The following is a 22,815-nucleotide window of genomic DNA, read 5'->3' as shown; positions in this document are numbered from 1 at the left end:
GATACATGCATCATTATTCTAAAATTGGGGCCCTTTTCCTCCTGGCTTTTCTCATCCCACAATTTCTTTTTGCACAGGAGGGTAAAAAAATAAGCCTGGAGGATGTAATCAAAAAGCAAACCTTCCTTCCACAAACGGTTCAGGGCATCAACTGGATGCGGGACGGTCAATATTACAGCTCCCTCAGATTGGTGGACGGCCATTCCCAGGTGGTAAAAATAAAGCTGGCTACCGGTGAAGAAACAGCCGTATTGATTGATGGCCGCGAAATTGGATTGAATTTTACAGAGTACGCCTTTAATCCGGAAGAAAGCATGGCCCTTCTCGCATCAGAGGTAATTTCCATTTACCGCAGGTCAAGCAAGGCCACCTATCACCTGTTGGATCTGAAAACAGGTAAGCTTCGACAATTGGAAAATGGAGAAAAAATTTCCTATGCCAGCCTTTCTCCTGATAATAAAAAAGTAGCCTTTGTCAAAGGGAATAATTTATTCTATGAGGACCTGCAATCTGGGGAGAAAGTGCAGGTCACAATGGACGGTCAAAAAAATGCCATTATCAATGGAGCCGCCGATTGGGTTTATGAGGAGGAATTTTCGATGGCAAAAGCTTTTGAATGGTCTCCTGACGGGGAAAAGCTTGCCTACATCCGATTTGATGAAAGGCAGGTTCCTGAGTTCAACATGCAAAAATGGGGGAAATTGTATCCCGAAGATTATCATTATAAATATCCCAAGGCAGGAGAAAAAAATGCGGAGGTAAACATAAAGGTATATGATCTTAAAACGACTCAAACCAAAACCATGGATACGGGCAAAGAAACGGACATTTACCTTCCCAGAATGTATTGGAAAGATGACAGTGAAATTTTGGCTATCATCCGATTAAATCGGCTTCAAAACCAAAAGGACATTTTATTTTCCGAGGTGGATACCGGCAACTCCAAATTGATCTTATCAGAAAAATCCGCCACCTATGTAGACTTGAATTACAATGACAACTTTATTTTTCTGCCAAAAGAAAGGGGATTCATTACCACTTCAGAAAAGGACGGTTACAAACACATTTACCATCACGACCTGGCAGGCGAGCAGATCAGGCAAATAACCAAAGGGAATTGGGAAGTAACTTCAATGATAGGGGTAGATGCATCAGAGGAAGTAGTATACTTTGTTTCGACCGAACAATCTCCTATGGAACGCCATTTTTATTCCGTTACCCTGAACGGAAAAAGAAAAAATTTGCTCCGTCCTGAGAATGGTACCCACAACATTAATATGAGTCCGGACCACCGGTTTTTCATTGATGCCTACAGCAATGCAAACAAGCCCCTTCAAATAGGCCTATATGACAATAAAGGAAAACAGATAAAACTATTGGAAGACAACCAGGATCTTCAGGAAAAAATGCTTTCTTATCACTTTAACCCAAAAACTTTTTTTTCCTTTCAGGTTCCGGATGGTATTTCCCTGAATGGTTATATGATAAAGCCTCCGGCATTCGACCCCTCCAAAACCTATCCCTTATTGCTTTATGTCTACGGGGGACCGGGTTCTCAGAATGTAATGAACGCATGGGGCAGTACCCGGGACTGGTGGCACCAACACCTGGCCGCTGAAGGTTATGTCGTCGCTTGTGTGGACAACAGGGGCACAGGTGGAAGGGGAAAAGCATTTAAGCACAGTACCTATGGTCAATTGGGAAATCTGGAAACGCAGGATCAAATCGCTGCCGCCCAACACCTGGCCACCATGCCTTTTGTCGACAAAGAAAGGATTGGCATCTGGGGTTGGTCTTATGGTGGATATATGTCTTCATTGGCCTTGATGGTAGGAAATGAAACTTTTAAAATGGCAATAGCTGTGGCGCCTGTTACCACATGGCGTTATTATGACACCATATACACCGAAAGATACCTGCAAACCCCTCAGTTAAATCCTGCGGGTTATGACAATTTCAGTCCGATCAATCATGTGAACAAATTGAATGGGAATTTTCTACTCATCCACGGTACCGGAGATGATAATGTCCATTTTCAGAATTCGGTAGACTTGGTAGACGCATTGGTTGCTGCGAATAAACAATTTGACACTTTTTATTACCCTAACCGCAGCCATGGTATTAGTGGGGGAAATACAAGCTGGCACCTGTATCAAATGATGACAGCGTTCATAAAGGAAAATTTGTAATACAAGATAACTTGAATGGAAACGCAAAGTAATTTTCGGTCCCTCTTTTGGCTTCTGGGGAAATTATTCTATATTCAGGATGGCAATAAACCCCAAAATCATGAAAGAAAACGTAAATACCACTCTTCATAGTCTGAGCCTGGTAGCAGTAATTGGACTGCTTGCCTGGTACTACATTGGTTCCGGAAACACTGCTTCTACAATATTTACCTGGATGATCGTCATCCTCATAATAATCGAAATAAGTAGTCTTGCCCTGGTCAGCGGTATTTATCCAGAAAGCCATACTTCATTCAAAATAGGAATCATTGCTACACTTTTTATTCTCCTGGGCATCAAAGGTATGTTGCCTTCTTTTTTCGTACCCCTAACGGTCACCCTTATTGCCGTCAATTTTCTATATAATTTTTACACCACCAATAAAAGAAAAAAAGGTGGGTTTAAAAGGAGAAAGAAACCATTAAGATACTGATTTTCAATGTTTCCCCCACAAGGGTTTACCTACCAATAAAATTCCTTCAATTGTTCGGATAACTACAAGAGTACGTACGTTATCGAACACTAATTCCTCTAAATTTAAAACTTCCTGATCCAGGTATTTTTGTTTTAAAAAAATACTTGATTTTATTTTTTTATTTTTTCAAGTCACTTCCTCCATGAAATGAGGTGAAAAGTGTATTGAAACCAGACGTTTTTTACCAAAACTGTACGCTTATCGTACAAGTAGCGCCTAAACTAATGGTGTATTCAGGGTTTTAGTTTATTAATATTCTTTTTGGAAAATATTTTTTGGATAAATAGAAATTTTCATGGTACAGGTTTGGTATGATCTCATGCAAAAGCAACCAAAACAAAACGCACATACCATGAAAACTCTAGTAACATTATTGATGACCATGAGCCTGGCATTCGGAAGCCTGGCATCAGAAAAAAGCCTAATGGAAATTTCCTCCATAGAAGTAGGCGAACAACGATTTACGCTTAGTCTGGCTGAAGCGGTAGGCAGAATACATGTATCTATCATTAATTCCAATGGAAAGGTGATAGAACGAAATTTATTTATAGTAAAAGGACCAACCAACATCCCTTTTAACATGTCTAAGGTGCCTGAGGGGAATTATAAAATAAAGCTTAATACAAAAGAAGAAACCATAGATTTTGAATTAGAAAATAAAAAGAAGGTAGAGAAAAAGCTTTTGGCCTATGTTAAACCCATTGATGCAAAGACCTTCTCCCTGAAAGTTCTGGGAGTAGAACAGGCAGGAACGGAAGTAACCATTTTCGACCATAGTGGTAAAATAATTGGCAGGGATAACATCCAGGAAACAGGTGGCTTTTCTAAAAAGTACCACCTAAAATTCCTGAAGCTGGAAGAGGTTTACATAAGGGTTTTGAGTGCAGATGGAAAAATCAAATACTTGTATTTCGATTGAAAAAAAGCACTGCAAAAAAAGCCTCAGATTTATCATCTGGGGCTTTTTTTATTTGTTCAAAGAAACGATGTGTAAACCAATTAATCCTCCTTGAACCTGTCCAAAACGTAAAGAAAAATGTTAAAGGATAATGTTGATACTTCTTCGCTTACTTCCTCCTTTTTCCAATCACTTTTTTCTGAATGATCCTTATACTTATTACTTTCCCTCAACAAATCCTGGTCTTTTTTCGCTGAATATCCTGAAAAAGTCTCTTGATTTGTTCTTTTTTCATTTTCTGAGGTCGAGGGGTGATAAGCTTTTTCCTTCTTGGTTGGATCAGCGATTACTACATCCTTCTCCGATTGCCCAAATAAGTTGACGGTAAAAAACACACAAAACAAACAGCCGAATATTACAGCTTTAAAAGCTGTTTTCAATATTAAATTTTGTGAACTCATGATGTTTTGCTGTTCATATGCCTTATCAACCTTTATTTTTGTAATAATGTTATAAAAATACAAAAATTTTTATCGTGGACCAAACCTGAGCCCCCCCGTTCCACTCAATTTCCTGCTTAACATGTTGCAATAGACAAAGCTGGTAAAACTTACATAAATGAGTAATTATTGTGATAAATTTACCAGGGCAACCAAAATAATCAGGGTAAAGATGATTCAACCTATCAATATAAAAAAATTTGCCGGCAATTATGGAGGAAAGTTCCTTGGTTTATCAGGCAGCGACCAAATTCGCCAGGTTACCATTGACTCCAGGAAAATCCAATCGGGAGAGGAAACCCTTTTTGTTGCCCTGGATGGATCGAGGCAGAAAGGTTCGGATTTTGCTGAGGATGCACACGGGCGAAATGTTAGAAATTTTATTCTTCCCTTAGCTGGGGAAAAAAATACAGACAAGCTTGAAGATTCCAACATTTTATTGGTGGAAAAACCCCTCAATGCCTTACAGGCATTAGCGGTGATGAACAGGGAAGCATTTAAGGGGCCGGTAGTAGGCATTACGGGTAGCAATGGTAAAACCATCGTAAAAGAATGGTTGGCACAAGTATTATCTCAGGGTTTCCAGGTATTTAAAAGCCCAAAAAGCTACAACAGTCAGATAGGAGTTGCATTATCGGCGTTGGAAATCCAATCCCGGCATCAGATAGCTTTGCTGGAGGCAGGAATCTCCCAACCGGGAGAAATGGACCGTCTAAAGCAAATCATTCAACCACAACTTGGTATTTTTACCAATATCGGCAGTGCTCATGATGAGAACTTTGATAGTTTGGAAACAAAAATAAAAGAAAAATGCAAACTGTTCACTGAGGTTAAATACCTGATTTACAGAAAAGACCATTCAAGAATAAATCACCTCCTCAAAAATGGTTTTGATCCCGATAGGCTGATCAGTTGGTCGGATAAAACCGGGGCGGATTATACGCTTTCTGTTCGACCGGAAAAAAACGGGTCTAAAATCTTTATGGTGGCCAGAGATTTACAGACCTACACCTTTTTTACTACTTTCAGAGATTCCGCGTCGCTGGAAAATATCAGGCATGTGATCGTATCCTGCATGACCTTGGGGATGAAGCCTGAAAATATACAAAAGGGCTTGCAGTTGCTGCACGCAGTAGACATGAGACTGACCCTAAAGTCCGGAATTAACAGGTGTCTCTTAATTGATGACAGTTATAACAATGACGTGGCCGGACTGGAAATTGCCCTGGAATTTATGGCGCATCAAAGGAAACCTACAGGAAGAAAAATATTGATCCTTTCAGAAATGCTCCAGGAAGGTGATGAGATTGCTGTTTTTCAGAAAATTGCAGGTTTATCGGAGCATTACGAAATTGATTTATTTGCAGGTGTTGGAAAGCACTTTTCCCATTACAAGCATTTGTTCCCAAAACAAAGCGTTTTTTTTCCAGATACCGCTAGCTTATTGGAAAATATTCTGGGTTTCAATTTGGATAAAGATTTGATTTTGGTAAAAGGAGCCAGGGATTTTCATTTTGAAAAGATTATTCAATTGCTGGAAGCACAGGTACATGAGACTGTTTTGGAAATTAACCTAAATGCTTTGCGTCATAATTTCAATTTTTATAAGCGCATTCTTCGCCCGGAAACCAAAATAATGGTGATGGTTAAAGCTTTTGCGTATGGTGGAGGATCTGCAGAAATTGCGAACCACCTGCAAAAAATCGGCGCCGATTATCTCTCAGTTGCTTATATTGATGAGGGGGTATACCTCAGACAAAAGGGTGTCACCCTTCCCATAATGGTCATGAATCCCGACATGCAACATTTAAATTTGATTCAGGATTATGATTTGGAACCTGTTGTTTACAATAGGCGAACTTTACAGGATTTGACTTCTTCACCCTTTGGCCAGCCGAATGGTATTTCCATTCATCTGGAATTGGACACGGGCATGAGCCGATTGGGATTTACTGAAGCCGATCTGGAAGATATCCTGACCCTACTCGGAAAGCACAAGGAAATCAAATTAGCGGGACTATTTACCCATTTGGCTGGTGCAGATGAGGCCATACATGAAGATTTCAGCAGGAAACAGCTCAGGACCTTTGACCGGATCAGTAAAGTCATCATGAGTACCCTTGCCTGTAGTCCAATAAGACATGCCCTGAATTCTGCGGGCATCATCCGTTTTCCGGATCAGGCCTTTGACATGGTTCGGCTGGGAATAGGATTACATGGAGTAGAGATCAACCAACTTGAGCAGGAGAAACTGCTGCCTGTTGCCACCTTAAAAACAGTAGTTTCTCAAATAAAAAAATTGACCAAAGCAGAAACCATAGGATATGGGAGGCAAGGGAAATTGATACAAGACGGGAAAATCGCAACTCTGGCAATTGGCTATGCAGATGGATATGACAGGCGTTTTGGCAACGGGAAAGCATTTGTAATGATACAGGGAAAAAGGGCTAATACTATTGGCAATATATGTATGGATATGTGCATGGTAGACGTTTCAGGTTTGCAGGTGAGAGAAGGGGATGAGGTAATCCTGTTTGGCAAAGAACCCTCACTACAATATTTAGCCGCTCAAATAGGCACCATTCCCTACGAATTACTCACGGGAATAGGCATGCGCGTCAAAAGACAATATATCCTGGATTGAATCTAAGTGTATTTCGTCCAAAACAGCTGCTGTATTGGATATATTTTCGTTTATTTGTGATTTAATTCTGAGGTTGAATTAGGTTTTAATCCGTAAACTTGAAATAAAATTGAGTCAATCTAGTGTCTGATTTCATTTGTTTGTAAGTCGTCTTTAAGTGGTCAGATAACCGCCCGGATGATGCCAGTCGGACGGGGAATCTCGCATGCTTTAAAATCATACCACTGTGTGACGTATTCGTCATGCTCGATTTCATGCTATTGATTTCTTGTAAACCCAGGTGGTAATGCAAAAGGATCAGATCCGTTCCCGGAGTTTTGGGATAAGTGGAAAAAAATCCTAATGCACAAAACGTTTTACATTCTGTTATTTAAAAAAAACATCCCTGATGTTGTCCTTTTCGATAAAAAACAAGCTCGTTTCCCTACTTCAAATTATTTTTGTTGGCTGTTGGTTCTCTTGCGAGACCAGGCTACAGGAAGAGGTGAAAATATATGATAATGACTTTTCTCAATCCGACTTGTCGAATTTTGAAAGTGGGAGATTATTTGATTTTAACGGGGATACGGTTTTGGGCTATTTCCACAATGAAGAGATTCTACTGAACCTACCGGATCTCCCTGCCCACAACGCCATCAAAGTGACAATTGACCTTTTACTTCATGATAGCTGGGACGGAAATCCGGACAATATTGGTGGTCCTGACTTCTGGTACATGCAATTGAACGGACAGGAAGTGCTGCGGACCACCTTCTCCAACAGCCCCTGTGAATCCACCTATTGCCTATACCAATCTTACCCGGATAATTATCCCCGGTTTTATGAACCCAAAACAGCAGCTGAGAGCAGCGATCTTCCGGGTCGTTGCCAATATCAAAACAGCCTGGGCTGGACCAGCCGCTACCAAATCACCAAAATCATCAGCCACTCGGCAAGTAATCTGGAAATCGTCTGCGGAGATGAATTGAAACAGGAAAATGCGGCCGATCCGGTTTGCGATGAGAGCTGGTCCATTGCAAGAATTCAGGTGAGCACCATGACGCTAAATTGAATTGAAAATGAGCAATAAATACCTTTCCCCCTATTCTCTGGTCTGTTTCCTCGTTTTAATAAGCTGTGTGGTATTCCCTTCCCGGGTTTTCAGCCAAAGTGTTAGCCTCAACCTGCCGGTTTATGGAGACTATATGCGCAGGCAACAGCTTTTGGGGAATTTATCAGAAGAAAGTAGTTTTATGATCCGCCCATTATACCCTACCGAGGTATTTGATACTTCGAATGGGCTTGATCTGGATGAGACCTTTACCGATGAGGATTTATCCGAATTCAATTTTAGCACGAAAGATAAAAAGGGCCGTTTTCAGGTACTTCCTCTGATGTTTAGAGGACAGTATAATGCGGAATACGCCTTTGGCGTCAATGACGGCCCCATGATTCCCAATAAGGGCATGCAATACCTATTTAATGCAGGCATATTTTTTGAATATGGGCCCTTGAGCATTCAGTTCCAACCTGAAGTCCTGCATGCTGCTAACCAGGATTTTCAGGGCTTCCCACTGGATCATTGGGGAAGTACCTGGCTGCAATATTACGAATGGCTCAATACTGCTGATATACCGGAAAGGTTTGGGGGTTCTCCTTATACCCAATTGGGGCTGGGACAATCAAGCATAAGGCTAAATGTAAGGGAGTTTTCATTGGGCATATCCAACGAAAACCTCTGGTGGGGTCCTGGCAGAAGGTCGTCCCTCTTGATGAGCAACAATGCTCCCGGCTTTCTTCACCTCACCTTAAATACCAGAAAGCCGGTCCAAACAGCTATCGGCGGATTTGAAGGTCAATTGATCGCAGGGAAATTACAGGCCTCTGGTTTTGAACCTCCACACCATAATTATATTTATGCCAATACTCCGCTTTACGTTCCCAAAAGACCGGATGAGGATTGGAGGTATTTATCAGGCCTGGTGCTGACTTACCAACCCAAGTGGTTGCCAGGTCTCTTTCTTGGCTTTAGTTCTGTCTCTCAAATGTACCATACAGATCAGGAAAACCTGGCCGATTACCTGCCCGTTTTTAACGGAGAAAAAGGACCGGAAAGCATTTCCAGGCCTGATGTAGACCAAAGGAACCAGCTCAGTGCCGGTTATTTCAGGTGGATGGATGCCAGTGGTCATTTTGAATTTTACGGTGAATACGGCTCCAATGGTAACAGCAGAAGCCTTTCAGATTTTCTTATCAATCCGGATAAAAACAGGGCATTTACTTTTGGTTTTATCAACCTGATTCCTCTAAAAAATACTGAAGAGTTTTTTCAAATAGGCATGGAAATGACCCAAACCGGTCAAACCATCAGGGAGGTAATCCTTGCCAAAAACAGTTGGTATACCCATCCTCATGTGAGGCATGGCTACACACACAAGGGCCAGGTTTTGGGTTTTGGTTATGGTCCCGGCAGCAACGTGCTTTCTCTGGACGTTTCCTGGGTGAAAAATTTTAACCGATTAGGATTTCAACTGGAGTATATTAACCATAACAACGATTTCTATTACAAACGTTTTGAAGAAATCAAGGATTGGCGGAGGAAATATGTGGACATTGTCCCGTCAATATTGGCGGAATGGAGGTTCGATAACCTGCTGGTCTCCGGAAAATTTCAGTATGTGACTACCCTTAATTACAAATGGTATCTGGAAAATCATCCTGAAATTTATTTCGTGCCTGGTCTTGACCAAAATACCATTGTAGGTAACATCGGAATTTCCTACCTCATCAAATGAGATCAAGGTATACTTTGATCGATACCGATAATGGTTTCTAAAATCATTTCGCTGGCCTGGATGAAAAAATCCTGTTGGATATTTTCAAAAGTATCAGTTGGCTGGTGGTAATCCCGGTGATCCTCTACTCCAAAATAAATGAAAGGCACTCCTCGTTCATGAAAAGGGCCATGGTCGGATGCCTTGCTCCAGTCCTTCTCTCCTGGAGCTCCGTCATTCCCCAATACCAAACGAATGGGAGAATTTCCCGCTGCGTCAAGCAAATGACTTCTGAATTGAGGATAAAACCGGGTGCCTACCGCATAGAGGGTATTGTCATCACTTCTGCTGATCATGTCCATGTTGATTACAGCTTTCACCTGTTCCAAAGGAAAAGGAAAATCCCTAACCAGGGCTCTGGCACCCAATAGTCCCTTTTCCTCCGCATCACATGCCACTATCATTACCGAATGGTTGGGAGGGTTTTCTGCCAAATAAGCCGCGATGCTCAGAAGGGCCGCTGTACCAGAGGCGTTGTCATCGGCTCCATTGAAAATCACCTCTCCTTTCTTTCCCAAATGGTCATAATGGGCCATGATCACCAGAATGTCATCGGTGACTGTGCCCGGAATAAAGCCGATAAAGTTTGTGCCCTGGCCCAGGTCCTGATTGCCGGCTTCAAGCCTGAATTTCTGGACAAACCCTGGAAATTGACTACTTAAACCCAAGGCCTTGAAACGCTCTGCAATGAATTTCCCTGCTTTGATATTTCCTTCACTCATTGCTGCCCTACCTTCAAGGCCATCCGAAGAAAGATACTGAATATCTTCAATTAAAGTCTGCTGATCAATTTTCTGGCTCCATACTTCCAGGGGACCAAACCCAAAAAATAATAAAATAAGTGGCACAATCGTTTTCATATCAAAAGATTTTAATAGAGCTTGTGTATATTCGTGAAAATACTAAACTTTAACATGTGGATGTGATTTTGTGTATGAAATATCTTTTTCTAGCAGTGATTCTAGCTTTTTTTTCCCTGCAAAGTTATGGCCAATCCACCACAGTAGATCAATTTTTAAACGGGAAATCGGTCGTTTTAATTTCCGCCTCAGGTACCGCAGCTCCTGCTCTAACCTGGAAAGGCCTTGCTGAGGAAGTTCATCCTGCACTTATACGGGCAGGTGGAGATCCCATCGCCTATTATGAATTGGAAGAAGTCATTTTATCAGATGCCATAAAAAATACCTACGCCGCTTTTTTCAATCAAAGATTGGTAAAAAACATTGTTCTGCTAATCCGAAAAAATAATGGTGATTATTACGGCCATATTTTCCCGTTTTCGGGCAATGCAAATATTATTTCTCCGGGAAACAGCTGGTCGGGTACCTCATCAAATTTGGAAGGGCTAAAAGAGGAATTGGCATCCATCGGCACAGGTAAAAAAAGTGAAAATTTTTTGGTCATAGAGGTGCCAGAATATCCTATAGTACCTGGTCTGGAAGCAAGTGCTGCCGGAAGTGCCTATATACCCAGGGCACCACTAAACCTCGATGCCTTTAAATTGGGCATATTGCTAACAGGAGCGTCTGGAAATGAAGGCTTCCTGACTACATTCAGACATGACATTTATGGAAAACCAGAGGCTCAGGTAGAGGCAGAGCAAAGGGCAGAAAGAGAAGGTTTGGAGTCCATATTTTCCAACAATTACCCTTATCAGGTGGAATTCCTGACTAGTGCCAAATCCAATCAGGAACTGATCGCTGAGGGAATTCAGTTTATTCTGATGAAACAGGAAGGAAGAGAAGCTGATTTGATGCAAAGTATGGGGGTACCTGTTCAGGACATTGAAAACCCCGATAGAATTGTGGTGAAGTATTATATCCGGTTTTTGGTTAGAAATGAGTTGTATATAGGGGAAACATGGGATGCTGATCCTGACTGGAATAAGGCCTTAAGAAGCTTTTTGCGACAAATAGTACCATAAAAAAGGGTATGCCTCTATGGACATACCCTACACTTCGTTTTAGTAGATTGATTTTTGGGTGATAAACAACTTTTCTACCTTTTCAAAGTGCACTTATTTATCAATTGAACCCACTACCCGCTTCATAAAAGTATTCATGGCTTCTTTTTTATCGGTCCCTTCTTTGATCATTTGATTCACCTCAAGGGTACCGTAAAGATTGGAGAGCAATTCACCCATTACATCCAGTTCTTCATCCTTAAGGCTACTGATTTCAGTCATTGATTCCAATAATTCGATGGTCTCGACCACCCAATCTTCATCATTCTCTTCAATAAATTGCAATACATGTTTAATTATTGGTAATCTCATCGATCAATGTTTTTAAAACTTCTTCTTTATTCGTTTGTACCTGATTGACAATAGCTCCCTTATTAAAAACAGCAAAAGTTGGCAAATTGGTTACCTGAGCAAGTTTTCTGGATTCTGGCAATTTCTCTGCATCCACATAAAGAAAGGTAATATCTTCAAAATTTTTGCTCAACCTTTTCATTTTGGGTTTCATGATCCTACAGTTCCCACACCAGGTGGCACCATATTGCACCACAACTTTCTCGTTGTCCTGAATAATTTGAGCTAAATTATCTGATTCTAGTTCTTGTAGCATATAATATTTGGTTTTAAATAAGCCGCAAAGTTAGTAACTATTATTTTTAAAATCCAATTGATTATATCTATGAGTCTTATGTGACATTCAATAAATGCTTTTATTGACAAAAGGTATTAATGCAAGGGTAACGGCCTGTTGGTAATATTCCATCCTGTTGACAATACCGTTGGTAAGTATACCCACAGCCCCGTTGTTTTGTTTTGAATTGGTTCTTTTGAAAACCTGATCATCAGCCTCTCCCAGTTCCATGCCTTCCCTGATCAATTTTGACAATGCCTCCGGGAGGAAAAACGTGGCGGTCTTGGCTTTTCCGATTTTATTGCTGCCGTCCATTACGACCATCCAGGCAAAGGCTACCATTTGCTCGCCCACTTCATCAACTCCTCCCTCAATCCCCACCCAAAAATCCGCTTCCGGAAAAGCTTTTTTGGATTCATATGCACGATTATACGCTCCTGTATAAGTTTCTACATCTCCCATGGGCTGGGCACTTACATTCGGGTCTGCATTAAGACCCTGTACGATAAAATAGTCTTCAAAAATGGATTGAAATGCGTTTTCTGTACATTTGATCTTAACAGGGTTTTTGCTTCCTACAATAACTAACTTTTGCCTTTTCTGGTCCTGCAGGTTTCTTCTTTTAGGGAATGCCATTGGGTGAATTAAAGTTGAAAATAATTGGTTTTAGGCCATGTTGTGGTATACCTGGTTTACATCGTCATCTTCCTCCATCCGTTCTATCATTTTATTGATATCTTCCTCCTGCTCTGGGGTTATTTCTGTGGTAGACATGGGAAAACGCTGCATGTCCGCACTAATGGTTTCTATACCTTTGTCTTCCAGGGCCTTTTGCATGTTGCCAAAGTCTTCAAAGGCCGTATAAACAAATATTTCGCCTTCATTTTCATCAATGTCATCCAATCCATAATCAATCAGGTCCAGTTCCAATTCCTCCAGGTCCCAAGCCCCCTTTTCAAAACGAAAAACAGCTTTCCTTTCAAACATAAAACTTACGGATCCAGATGTACCCAGTGAACCACCTGCTTTCGTAAAATAATGCCGGATGTTGGCCACTGTTCTATTGATATTATCCGTGGAAGTTTCTACAATTACTGCAATGCCGTGAGGGCCGTATCCTTCATAAACTACCTCTTCATAATCTTTCTCATCTTTATTGCTTGCCCTGGCTATCGCTGCTTCTATCCTGTCCTTGGGCATGGAGGCCCCCTTGGCATTTTGAATCACCGTCCTTAATTTGGCATTGTTGACAGGGTCCGGGCCACCTGCCTTGACAGCCATTACGATTTCCTTGCCCAGGCGGGTAAACACCTTGGACATTTTGCTCCATCTTTTGAATTTCCTTTCCTTTCTGAATTCAAATGCTCTTCCCATATACTTTTTATTTCAGGTTTGTAAAAATAATTAAAAATTTGAATTGGACTACCATTCACGTAAACAAAGAACTTTTCCTGCAAAACCATAAATTTACCTTCCAAACCTCAAACCCTAACCCAATAGTTTCGTTTAAATAATAGCCAACGTCATTTTAAAGCCAGTACCATGCAAGAACCAATTCCAAACCTGCCTGAATCTGCTTATCCAAAAATTGTGGTTATCGGAGCAGGCTTTGCAGGTCTCAAATTAGCCAGAATTTTAAAGAACAAAGCTTTTCAGGTGATTTTGCTGGACAAGAACAATTACCACCAATTTCAACCCCTTTTCTACCAGGTTGCCACAGCAGGTTTGGAACCGAGTGCCATTTCATTTCCTTTAAGGAAAATCTTCCATAACACCCCAAATGTAACCTTCAGGCTTGCCGAAGCAAAAAAAATTGACCAAAATCAAAACAGGCTGTATACCAATATTGGATATTTGGATTATGACTACCTTGTTATGGCCATGGGCGCAGATACCAACTACTTTGGATTGCTCAATATCATGGAAAACAGCATTCCCATGAAATCGGTATCAGAGGCACTATTTATCCGAAATAAAATCATATCCAATTATGAAAGGGCCATCAATATCACCGATTTGGAGGAAAGAAAAGCCCTGATGAATGTGGTTATTGTTGGAGGAGGCCCTACAGGAGTGGAATTGGCCGGGGCAATGGCAGAATTGCGCAATGAAGTTTTTCCCAAAGATTACCCTCAGCTAAATTTTAAAAATATGAAGGTGGTCCTGATGGAGGCAGGAGACCGATTGTTACCTGGCATGTCTCCTACTTCCGGAGAAAAGGCAAGAGAATACCTGGAAAATCTGAAGGTTGAGGTCATGCTAAAAACAGCTGTAGAAGACTATGATGGATTAAACGTGATCATTAATGGTGAAACGGTCGTTAAAACGCAAACCCTGCTCTGGGCGGCAGGGATAAAACCCAACGGCATTGAAGGATTAACAGACCAACAAACCTTCAAAAACGGCCGCTTGTTGGTTGATGAATATAACAAGTTAGCTGGGACTGAAAATATTTATGCACTTGGAGACTTGTGTCTGCAAATGACGGAGGCTTTTCCTAAAGGACATCCGCAGGTGGCCCAGGTGGCCCTCCAGCAAGCCAAAAACCTTGGAAACAACCTGATCATTCAAGCAAAAGGCGGCAATCCCAGGCCCTTCACTTACAAAGACCTGGGAAGCATGGCTACTGTTGGACGCAGGTTGGCCGTGGTGGAATTGCCTTTCATTAAATTCCAGGGCATGCTGGCCTGGTTGACATGGCTTTTTGTACACCTTATGGCCATTTTGGGGGTAAAAAACCGGATTTTTATCTTTCTGGACTGGGCCTGGAACTACTTGTCTTTTGACCCCTCTCTTCGCTTACTCATCCGCCCAACCTACGTAAAGCCAAAGGACAGAGAAAAACTGGTAGAAGAAAGTAAAAAATAAATCAAATTTAACGTTTGTTAACATTTGGCCGATTAAACCCTTACCCTTTTCCATGGTCTAAGACTTATAAACCAATTATTAGTTAGACCATGAAAAAATTATTAATGATTTCCGCAGTAATGATAGCTACTCTATTTCAGGTAAATGCACAAAGAGAGCGAGGCAGGGATTTTTCCCCAGAAAACCTGGCCGACCGGATGACAGAAAGGATGAGCGAAAGATTGGGGTTGAATGAAGCACAGCAAAAAGAAATTCATGCCTTACACCTGGAACATGCCCAAAAGCGAAAAAATGAGATGGTGGAGAGAAAAGAAGCCATGGAAGCAAGGAGGGAAGCCATGAAAGCAGAAAGAGAGGCCCATGAAGCAAAAGTTAATGAAATCCTTACTCCGGAACAGCAGGAGAAATGGGAAGCTATGCGGCAAGAAAACAGCCAAAGGATAAATGAAGGGCGCAGGCGCCCTGAAAAAAGAATGATGGACCGGGGAGCTCGTGGAGGCAATAGACCCGGCTAAAGGTTATAGATTGAATTGCAATCTATTTTTGGGTTTAATTAATGGATAAATACCGGTAGTCAATGACACCGGTTTTTTTTATGGACTTCCATTTTATTGTTCTAATTTGGGAATATTTATGAAAAAAGCAATCATTGTTTTCCAGAAATTTCCCGAAGCCGGTAAGGTAAAAACAAGGCTGGCCAAAAGTATTGGAGAAGAAAAAGCAGCCAAGCTATACGCCTTCCTGCTTAGACATACACACCAACAGCTTAAAGAAATGGGTGCAAGCATTTTTGTTTTCCACCAGGGACCTGTTGTTGCTCATGAATACCCGGAACAAGGCTATTTCTTTTTTCCCCAAAAAGGGAATGACCTGGGAGAAAAGATGGCCCTGGCATTTCAGAAAGTATTTGAAATGGGTTTTGATCAGGTACTGGTAATCGGAACGGATTGCTATGAGCTGAAAAGCAAACACCTGCATCAAGCCTTTTCGGCCCTGGGAAAAAATGATGTGGTCCTTGGCCCTGCCCGGGATGGAGGGTATTACTTATTGGGTATGAAGAAATTCAGGTCTCATTTATTTCAGGGTATTTCCTGGAGTACTTCCACGGTATTGCATGCCACGCTGAAAAAGGCTGTAGATGCCGGCCTGTCCACCAGCCTGCTTGACACGCTCAATGATGTGGACCGGTATGAAGATTTGGGAGAATTAAAGGACATGCTGGACCAGTTTTAATGTTTCACTAAAATGAAACCAACAATATTTGATAGATTGGAATGAATTCAATTTACTAATAACAATAGTATTTTGCTCAAAAATGACCTTCCCATGAATATCAATCCTATCGCTGAAAGCCTGGGATATAAACATGCTACCTATTTTTCCGCTGTGTTTATAAATTACCAGATCAAATGGCCTAATGATTTCCGATAGGCAACCAATTCAGCCGAAAATTAATGAAAAGCAATACCAGGTTTTCCATAAAAAAAGACAGCTTTCTCAAACTGCCTTTTGTATTTTTTTAAAATCTGAATTTCTTTTTCAGGCTTCGGCCTCACTTTCCTCATAAGAATAAAAGGATTGATCCCTTCTGGCCAGAGAGGATTTGCCTCCACTAAGGAATTTATCAACCTCCACAGCACATTCCCTGCCTTCCGCGATGGCCCAAACTACCAAAGATTGGCCCCTGCGCATATCTCCTGCAAGGAACACCTTGGGTACAGAACTTTGATAATTTTTTGACTTTGGAAGCCCATTCTCCAACAGGTCCACATCAAAAGCTTCCAACAAGCCTGATTTGGGACCCAGGTAACCTATGGCCAGAAGTGCCAGGTCACATGGCAGTGTTTTTTGGGTGCCTTCCACTTCAAAGAACTGCATTCTGCCATTCTCTTCCTTCCATTCTATGTCCACTACGGTCAGGCCAGTGACTCTTCCTTTAGCATCTTTGGTAAACTCCTTGGTCAGTACGGACCAAACCCTGTCAGCCCCTTCTTCATGAGAGCTGGATGTTCTCAGCGTCATGGGCCACTCTGGCCAGGGATTTAAGGTAGTTCTGGCCTGAGGAGGCTTTGGTAATAATTCCAATTGGGTAACAGAAGCCGCTCCATGCCTGTTGGAAGTACCGATACAATCGCTTCCGGTATCTCCTCCTCCGATTACTATAACGTGTTTTCCTTTGGCATTGATTGGATTCTCCTCCAATTCACCAGAGATTACCTGGTTCTGCCTGCCCAAAAATTCCATGGCGAAATGCACACCTTCTGCATCCCGATTGTTGATTTTCAGGTCCCTGGGGTGCTGGGCACCTGTAGAAAGCACCACCGCATCGTAATTTTGCAGGATATTGTCTGCCTTGATATTAAAGCCTACCTCGGTATCCTTGCTGAAAATCACACCTTCTTCGTTCATCACATCCACCCTACGGTCGATAACCCATTTCTCCAATTTGAAATCAGGAATACCATAGCGAAGCAGTCCACCTACTTCCTTGTCTTTTTCAAACAAGGTCACCTCATGTCCTGCCTGATTCAACTGATCTGCTGCTGCCAGGCCTGCTGGACCGGAACCGATCACAGCCACTTTCTTACCCGTCCTATGGGCCGGAATTTTAGGCTTGACCAAATTGAGTTCAAACGCCTTTTCAGCTATGCTCTTTTCAATCAGTTCTATGGCTACCGGATCTTTGTTAATCCCCAATACACAACTTGCCTCACAGGGAGCTGGACAGATCCTTCCTGTAAATTCAGGAAAATTATTGGTGCCCCTGAGTATTTGGTAGGCCAATTCCCATTCCTTGTGGTAAACCGCATCATTAAAATCAGGGATTACATTTCCCAGAGGACAGCCATTGTGGCAAAAAGGTATGCCACAATCCATACAGCGTGCTGCCTGTTGGTTGAGCACCTTTGGGTCCAAAGGCTTGTAAATCTCTTTGTAATCGTTTTTCCTGTCTTTTGGGGATCTTGAGCTTTGTAGCTGTCTTTTATATTTTAAGAAACCTTCCTTATCCGCCATATTATACTAATGTTTTTGAATTTTCCAACGCTCTTTTTCTCAGTACCTCCTTGTAGTCCCGGGGAATAACTTTGACAAACCGCTGTTTACTGTTTTCCCAATCCTCCAATATCCTGTTTCCAATATTGCTGGAGGTTAACTCCACATGGTCCTGCAAAGAGGATTTGATGGTAGCATAATCATCCTCGTTGAGTGGATCGATATCCACCATTTCTTTATTGATATTGCCGAGGTTTTCCTTGAAAATGTAGGCAATTCCACCACTCATACCAGCAGCGAAGTTTCTACCTATTTCACCGAGGATAATGGCAAGGCCACCAGTCATGTATTCGCAACCATGGTCTCCTATTCCTTCAACTACCGCTTCCACACCAGAGTTCCTTACACAGAAGCGCTCTCCTGCCTTACCCTTGATAAAAGCTTTTCCGGAAGTAGCACCATAAAAGGCCACATTACCTATAATAATGTTGTCCTCTGCCACAAAATTGGCATTCCTGCTTGGGAAAATGACAAGTTTACCTCCTGACAAACCTTTACCAAAATAATCGTTTGCCTCTCCTTCCAATTCAAAGGTTATTCCCTTAGCCAAAAAGCCTCCGAAAGTCTGCCCGGCAGATCCCTTAAACCTGAAGTGAATGGTATTGTCTGGCAAGCCCGGGCTTCCAAAGAACTTGGATACCTCATTGGACAGCATGGCACCCACTGTACGGTCCACATTTTTAATTTCAAAGTTTCCCCTCACAGGGTTGGCTTGTTCCAATGCAGGTGTAGCCGCCTGGATCAGTTTTCTATCCAATACTCTTTTCAACCTGAAATCCTGATCAATTTGCTTGTATATCCCAACATGGTCAGGTACCTCCACTTTATGGAAAATAGGACTCAGGTCAAGTTTTTCCCATTTCCAATGGTTCATTTGTCCATTGGCTGCTTTCAATACATCACTTTGACCAACCATCTCATTTACGGTCCTGAAACCGAGTGATGCCATGATTTCCCGAAGGTCTTCAGCCAAAAAGCGGAAGAAGTTTACCACATGCTCCGGGTCTCCCGTAAATAATTTACGAAGCTCCGGATTTTGGGTAGCGATGCCTACCGGGCAGGTATTAAGATGACATTTTCTCATCATGATACAGCCCTCTACGACCAGAGCTCCAGTGGAAATTCCCCATTCTTCGGCTCCCAGCAGGGCCGCAATCGCCAGGTCTCTTCCTGTTCTCAGCTGTCCGTCCGTCTGTAAGGTAACCCTGCTTCTCAAATTATTTTTTACAAGGGTTTGGTGTGCTTCTGATAAGCCAAGCTCCCAGGGAAGGCCTGCATGCCTGATAGAACTCAGGGGTGAGGCTCCCGTTCCCCCATCTGCTCCAGATATAAGGATCACATCAGATTGTGCTTTCGCCACGCCCGCTGCTACTGTTCCTACTCCAGCCTGAGAAACCAGCTTCACATTGATTCTGGCTTTCCTATTGGCATTTTTGAGATCATAAATTAGCTGTGCAAGATCCTCAATGGAATAAATATCATGATGTGGGGGGGGAGAAATCAAACCAACCCCAGGGGTCGAATGTCTTACTCTTCCGATCCAGTCATCCACCTTGTGTCCGGGAAGCTGCCCTCCTTCACCTGGCTTAGCTCCCTGAGCCATCTTGATCTGTAATTCTGAAGCATTGGTCAGGTAATTACTCGTCACTCCGAATCTTCCGGAAGCCACTTGCTTGATGGCAGATCTTTCCCAGTCTCCATTCGGTTTTTTCTCAAACCTGATTTCATCTTCTCCACCTTCTCCACTATTGCTCTTTGCCCCTATTCGGTTCATGGCAATGGCTAAAGTAGAGTGAGCCTCATGTGAAATAGAGCCAAAGGACATGGCACCGGTGGCAAACCGCTTCATGATTTCCTCTGCAGGTTCTACCTCCTCCAATGGAATGGAAATTCTTTTCTTAAATTCCAGAAGACCTCTCAGAGTCAGGGCATCCTTGGTCTGATCGTTGATCTTTTGGGCAAATTTTTTATACAGCTCAAAATCTCCAAGTCGGGTAGATTTTTGCAGCAGGTGTATGGTCTCAGGATTGAAAAGATGTTTTTCACCCCTTCTTTTCCATTGATAAATACCGCCTGCTTCCAATAAAGGGCTTTCGGTTTCGTAAGCAGCATGATGCCTTACCAGTACCTCATCCGCCAGTTCATCAAAAGAAACCCCGCTGATTCGGCTTACTGTTCCCTTAAAACACCTCTCAATTACTTCAGGACCCAGTCCGATCGCTTCGAATATTTGCGCACTTTGATAAGACTGAAGGGTACTGATACCCATTTTGGATAATACTTTTAGTAAACCCTTTCCAATCGCCTCTTTGTAATTTTCAAATAGTTTTTTCTGGGGAATCTTCCTGGACAACATCTCATTATCGTTGAGATAGAGCAGTGTTTCCAATGCCAGATAAGGGTTTATGGCACTGGCTCCATATCCAATGACCGTGGCAAAATGATGGGTTTCTCTAATGTCACCTGCCTCTACCACAATACCTGCTTTTGTACGTATTTTTTGGTTGACCAGGTGATGATGAACAGCCCCTACTGCCAGCAAAGAAGGTATTGGGGCAGTGGTGGATTGGCAATTCCTATCCGAAATTATCAGAATGTTTTTGCCCTCTTTAATGGCATCCTCTGCCTCCTGGCACAATTTATTCAATGCCTCAAGCAATCGGCCGGGCTGATGATCCGCAACAAAATGAGCGTGCAATGTCGCTGAGCGATACCCTTTATTTTCCAAATTTCTTAATTTTTCCAGGTCTTCATTGAGAAGTACTGGTTGTGAAATATGGATCTGACGGGTATGCGTGGGGCTTTCTTCCAAAATATTGTAACTCTCCCCGATTCTGGTGAATAAGGACATCACCAATCTTTCCCTTATAGGATCAATAGGAGGGTTACTAACCTGGGCAAAAAGCTGTTTGAAATAATTGGAGATATGCTGACTTTGCTTTGACAACACTGCCAAAGGCGTATCCGCCCCCATGGAACCAATAGGTTCGTAGGCAGTATCAGCCATGGGTGCCAGCAAAACCTTCAGGTCTTCCTGGCTATATCCAAATATGGTCTGTCTTTTTCGGATTTGTTCGGTAGAATAGGGTAAAGAAAGTTTTTCAGGCGAAGGAATCAGCCTTAATTTTAACCTTTCTTTTCTGATCCATGAATCGTAAGGCTTTCGGTTACAAACTTCTTCCTTTACCTCCTCATCAAATGCCACTTTTCCTTTAGCCAAATCGGCGAGCAGCATTCTTCCGGGGCTTACCCTCCCTTTTTCTACAATGGTGGCATCTCTGATAGGTAAGGCGCCAGCTTCAGAGGAAAGAATCAAGCGATCGTCAGAAGTGACAAAATACCGCAACGGACGAAGACCGTTTCTGTCCAAGGTAGCGCCCAGCGACTTGCCATCGGTAAAAAGCAAAGCGGCAGGTCCATCCCAAGGCTCCACCAGGGAAGCATGAAATTTGTAAAAGGCCTTCTTCTTTTTATCCATGGTTTTGTTGTCCTGCCAGGCTTCCGGAACCAACATCATCATTACGTGGGGCAGGCTCCTTCCACTCAAGGTCAGTAATTCCACCATGGCATCCAGGTTGGCCGAATCCGAATGCTTGGCATTGGTGATCGGCATCAACATCTGAAGTTCCTCGTCGGAAAACAACTTGGTCTTCATAAGGGTCTCTTTGGACCTCATTTTGTTCAGGTTGCCCCGGATGGTATTGATCTCACCGTTATGAGAAAGAAACCTGAACGGTTGGGCTAGTCGCCAATTGGGAAAGGTATTGGTAGAAAACCTGGAGTGTACCAATGCAATGGCAGAGGTTAATTTATTGTTTTGCAGGTCTTTGTAAAAAGTCAACACCTGATCAGTTCTCAGTTGACCCTTGTAAATTACCGTTTGGCTGCTGAAACTGGCAAAATAGAAAGCATCATTCACACCGGGAATAGTGGAGTTGATGATTCTGGTGGCATAATTTCTCAATACATATAATTTCCTTTCCAGATCCAGGCCAGAGAGATGGTTAGAATGACGAACAAAAACCTGTTCAATATTGGGCATCACTTCCAATGCACCTGAGCCTGGAATGGTTTCGTCGGTTGGAACTGCCCTATAGCCCAGGAGTTCGAATCCCAATTCCTTTATAATAGTATTTAAACTGGCTTTACTCTTTTTATATAACTGCTTATTTCTGGGAAAAAAAACCATACCTACGCCATAGCTTCCCTCCTCAGGCAACTCAAAACCAAGCCTTAAAGTGATTTCCTTAAGAAAGGTATGGGGAAGTTGGATCAAGATACCTGCACCATCGCCGGTCTTGGGATCACTTCCTCTTCCTCCCCTGTGCTCCATATTGCTCAACATCAGCAAAGCATCACTTATCGTCTCGTGGCTTTTCTGCCCTTTCACATTAACAACAGCGCCAATTCCGCAGGCATCATGTTCGAATTGTGAACGATATAATCCTTGATTCATTCTGTTATATTTATTTGTAATTGGTACTGAATCCAGTTTGAAAAATTCATAATAAATTTTTCATTTTTTAAATTCAAGACAATAAAGGTAACACAAAAATGAAATAATAGTCGAGAACTAAATAAAAAATTATGATTTAGAGAATAAGAGTTTACCTTCTATTTTTAAGCTAATTAAGCTTATATTATGTTAATATTGAATTTTATGGTTTAAATTAAAGCCAATTTTTATTAAGACTCCCTCCCTGTTTAACCCTTTAAGTTTGAATTCCGCAATTTTAAAACTACA

At 42.1% G+C, this 22,815-nt stretch carries 18 protein-coding genes; 10 read left to right on the top strand and 8 right to left on the bottom strand.

The genetic code is table 11. The features are described from left to right. Positions 1–5: 5 nt before the first annotated feature. The 3 genes from G9Q97_RS21905 (at position 6) to G9Q97_RS21895 (ending at position 3,622) form a co-directional block, all read left to right on the top strand. Positions 6–2,189 carry a S9 family peptidase gene (locus G9Q97_RS21905; protein ID WP_166150917.1) on the top strand — a complete coding sequence of 728 codons (2,184 nt, stop codon included), beginning with the start codon at positions 6–8 and terminating at the stop codon, positions 2,187–2,189. A 100-nt stretch (positions 2,190–2,289) separates the two neighbouring features. Next, positions 2,290–2,661, top strand: coding sequence for a hypothetical protein (locus tag G9Q97_RS21900; protein WP_166150915.1), 372 nt, complete (start codon positions 2,290–2,292; stop codon positions 2,659–2,661). A gap of 394 nt (positions 2,662–3,055) precedes the next feature. After that, entirely contained in the window at positions 3,056–3,622 is a 567-nt protein-coding gene (locus G9Q97_RS21895) for a DUF3244 domain-containing protein (protein ID WP_166150913.1), read from the top strand. Positions 3,623–3,702: 80 nt separating this feature from the next. Here G9Q97_RS21895 and G9Q97_RS21890 read toward each other — a convergent pair whose 3' ends face one another. Beyond that, positions 3,703–4,062, bottom strand: coding sequence for a hypothetical protein (locus G9Q97_RS21890; RefSeq protein ID WP_166150911.1), 360 nt, complete (start codon positions 4,060–4,062; stop codon positions 3,703–3,705). A 157-nt stretch (positions 4,063–4,219) separates the two neighbouring features. Between G9Q97_RS21890 and G9Q97_RS21885 the strand changes: the two genes are divergently transcribed. The 3 genes from G9Q97_RS21885 to G9Q97_RS21875 all read left to right on the top strand — a co-directional run bounded on the left by G9Q97_RS21885 (position 4,220) and on the right by G9Q97_RS21875 (position 9,519). Further along, positions 4,220–6,745, top strand: a complete 2,526-nt coding sequence (locus G9Q97_RS21885; RefSeq protein WP_246255823.1) for a bifunctional UDP-N-acetylmuramoyl-tripeptide:D-alanyl-D-alanine ligase/alanine racemase — start codon at positions 4,220–4,222, stop codon at positions 6,743–6,745. Positions 6,746–7,133: 388 nt separating this feature from the next. Then, positions 7,134–7,796: a hypothetical protein gene (locus G9Q97_RS21880; RefSeq protein WP_222852058.1), complete on the top strand. Its 663-nt coding sequence runs from the start codon at positions 7,134–7,136 to the stop codon at positions 7,794–7,796. A 7-nt stretch (positions 7,797–7,803) separates the two neighbouring features. Next, positions 7,804–9,519, top strand: coding sequence for a capsule assembly Wzi family protein (locus G9Q97_RS21875; protein ID WP_166150909.1), 1,716 nt, complete (start codon positions 7,804–7,806; stop codon positions 9,517–9,519). 2 nt (positions 9,520–9,521) lie between these two features. Here G9Q97_RS21875 and G9Q97_RS21870 read toward each other — a convergent pair whose 3' ends face one another. Further along, positions 9,522–10,418: a M28 family peptidase gene (locus tag G9Q97_RS21870; protein ID WP_166150907.1), complete on the bottom strand. Its 897-nt coding sequence runs from the start codon at positions 10,416–10,418 to the stop codon at positions 9,522–9,524. Between the two features lie 95 nt (positions 10,419–10,513). On the opposite strand from G9Q97_RS21870, the gene G9Q97_RS21865 reads away from it, so the two are divergent. After that, positions 10,514–11,482, top strand: coding sequence for an NTPase (locus G9Q97_RS21865; protein ID WP_317168800.1), 969 nt, complete (start codon positions 10,514–10,516; stop codon positions 11,480–11,482). A 93-nt stretch (positions 11,483–11,575) separates the two neighbouring features. Here G9Q97_RS21865 and G9Q97_RS21860 read toward each other — a convergent pair whose 3' ends face one another. The 4 genes from G9Q97_RS21860 to G9Q97_RS21845 all read right to left on the bottom strand — a co-directional run bounded on the left by G9Q97_RS21860 (position 11,576) and on the right by G9Q97_RS21845 (position 13,523). After that, on the bottom strand, positions 11,576–11,833 hold the full coding sequence (locus G9Q97_RS21860) for a DUF6952 family protein (protein ID WP_166150903.1): 258 nt from the start codon (positions 11,831–11,833) through the stop codon (positions 11,576–11,578). Continuing rightward, on the bottom strand, positions 11,814–12,128 hold the full coding sequence (locus tag G9Q97_RS21855; RefSeq protein WP_166150901.1) for a thioredoxin family protein: 315 nt from the start codon (positions 12,126–12,128) through the stop codon (positions 11,814–11,816). Before G9Q97_RS21855 ends, G9Q97_RS21860 begins: the two co-directional genes overlap by 20 nt. 87 nt (positions 12,129–12,215) lie before the next feature. Next, complete coding sequence (gene yjjX, locus G9Q97_RS21850; protein WP_166150899.1) at positions 12,216–12,785, bottom strand: inosine/xanthosine triphosphatase; 570 nt, start codon at positions 12,783–12,785, stop codon at positions 12,216–12,218. 30 nt (positions 12,786–12,815) lie between these two features. Further along, positions 12,816–13,523: a YebC/PmpR family DNA-binding transcriptional regulator gene (locus G9Q97_RS21845; protein ID WP_166150897.1), complete on the bottom strand. Its 708-nt coding sequence runs from the start codon at positions 13,521–13,523 to the stop codon at positions 12,816–12,818. Positions 13,524–13,691: 168 nt separating this feature from the next. On the opposite strand from G9Q97_RS21845, the gene G9Q97_RS21840 reads away from it, so the two are divergent. The 3 genes from G9Q97_RS21840 to G9Q97_RS21830 all read left to right on the top strand — a co-directional run bounded on the left by G9Q97_RS21840 (position 13,692) and on the right by G9Q97_RS21830 (position 16,250). Continuing rightward, entirely contained in the window at positions 13,692–15,017 is a 1,326-nt protein-coding gene (locus G9Q97_RS21840) for an NAD(P)/FAD-dependent oxidoreductase (RefSeq protein ID WP_166150895.1), read from the top strand. Between the two features lie 89 nt (positions 15,018–15,106). Further along, entirely contained in the window at positions 15,107–15,532 is a 426-nt protein-coding gene (locus G9Q97_RS21835; RefSeq protein WP_166150893.1) for a DUF4890 domain-containing protein, read from the top strand. Positions 15,533–15,650: 118 nt separating this feature from the next. Beyond that, entirely contained in the window at positions 15,651–16,250 is a 600-nt protein-coding gene (locus G9Q97_RS21830) for a TIGR04282 family arsenosugar biosynthesis glycosyltransferase (protein WP_166150891.1), read from the top strand. Positions 16,251–16,556: 306 nt separating this feature from the next. Here the strand turns inward: G9Q97_RS21830 and G9Q97_RS21825 are convergent, their stop codons facing one another. Then, positions 16,557–18,032 (bottom strand): glutamate synthase subunit beta, encoded by a 1,476-nt coding sequence (locus G9Q97_RS21825; protein ID WP_166150889.1) that lies wholly within the window; start codon positions 18,030–18,032, stop codon positions 16,557–16,559. A 1-nt stretch (position 18,033) separates the two neighbouring features. Continuing rightward, positions 18,034–22,527 carry a glutamate synthase large subunit gene (gene gltB, locus G9Q97_RS21820; protein ID WP_166150887.1) on the bottom strand — a complete coding sequence of 1,498 codons (4,494 nt, stop codon included), beginning with the start codon at positions 22,525–22,527 and terminating at the stop codon, positions 18,034–18,036. Positions 22,528–22,815: the final 288 nt, after the last annotated feature.

The organism is Cyclobacterium plantarum (assembly GCF_011290685.1).
GTDB classification, from domain to species: domain Bacteria; phylum Bacteroidota; class Bacteroidia; order Cytophagales; family Cyclobacteriaceae; genus Cyclobacterium; species Cyclobacterium plantarum.
This window is presented reverse-complemented; position numbering and strand designations above follow the sequence as displayed.

Bases quoted from the DNA above. Each gene is read 5' to 3' on its own strand.
- G9Q97_RS21855 (WP_166150901.1), bottom strand. From the start codon at position 12,128: ATGCTACAAGAACTAGAATCAGATAATTTAGCTCAAATTATTCAGGAC.
- G9Q97_RS21905 (WP_166150917.1), top strand. From the start codon at position 6: ATGCATCATTATTCTAAAATTGGGGCCCTTTTCCTCCTGGCTTTTCTC.
- G9Q97_RS21845 (WP_166150897.1), bottom strand. From the start codon at position 13,523: ATGGGAAGAGCATTTGAATTCAGAAAGGAAAGGAAATTCAAAAGATGG.
- G9Q97_RS21890 (WP_166150911.1), bottom strand. From the start codon at position 4,062: ATGAGTTCACAAAATTTAATATTGAAAACAGCTTTTAAAGCTGTAATA.
- gltB (WP_166150887.1), bottom strand. From the start codon at position 22,527: ATGAATCAAGGATTATATCGTTCACAATTCGAACATGATGCCTGCGGA.
- G9Q97_RS21875 (WP_166150909.1), top strand. From the start codon at position 7,804: ATGAGCAATAAATACCTTTCCCCCTATTCTCTGGTCTGTTTCCTCGTT.
- G9Q97_RS21840 (WP_166150895.1), top strand. From the start codon at position 13,692: ATGCAAGAACCAATTCCAAACCTGCCTGAATCTGCTTATCCAAAAATT.
- G9Q97_RS21835 (WP_166150893.1), top strand. From the start codon at position 15,107: ATGAAAAAATTATTAATGATTTCCGCAGTAATGATAGCTACTCTATTT.
- G9Q97_RS21880 (WP_222852058.1), top strand. From the start codon at position 7,134: ATGTTGTCCTTTTCGATAAAAAACAAGCTCGTTTCCCTACTTCAAATT.
- G9Q97_RS21830 (WP_166150891.1), top strand. From the start codon at position 15,651: ATGAAAAAAGCAATCATTGTTTTCCAGAAATTTCCCGAAGCCGGTAAG.
- G9Q97_RS21860 (WP_166150903.1), bottom strand. From the start codon at position 11,833: ATGAGATTACCAATAATTAAACATGTATTGCAATTTATTGAAGAGAAT.
- G9Q97_RS21900 (WP_166150915.1), top strand. From the start codon at position 2,290: ATGAAAGAAAACGTAAATACCACTCTTCATAGTCTGAGCCTGGTAGCA.
- yjjX (WP_166150899.1), bottom strand. From the start codon at position 12,785: ATGGCATTCCCTAAAAGAAGAAACCTGCAGGACCAGAAAAGGCAAAAG.
- G9Q97_RS21870 (WP_166150907.1), bottom strand. From the start codon at position 10,418: ATGAAAACGATTGTGCCACTTATTTTATTATTTTTTGGGTTTGGTCCC.
- G9Q97_RS21895 (WP_166150913.1), top strand. From the start codon at position 3,056: ATGAAAACTCTAGTAACATTATTGATGACCATGAGCCTGGCATTCGGA.
- G9Q97_RS21825 (WP_166150889.1), bottom strand. From the start codon at position 18,032: ATGGCGGATAAGGAAGGTTTCTTAAAATATAAAAGACAGCTACAAAGC.
- G9Q97_RS21885 (WP_246255823.1), top strand. From the start codon at position 4,220: ATGAGTAATTATTGTGATAAATTTACCAGGGCAACCAAAATAATCAGG.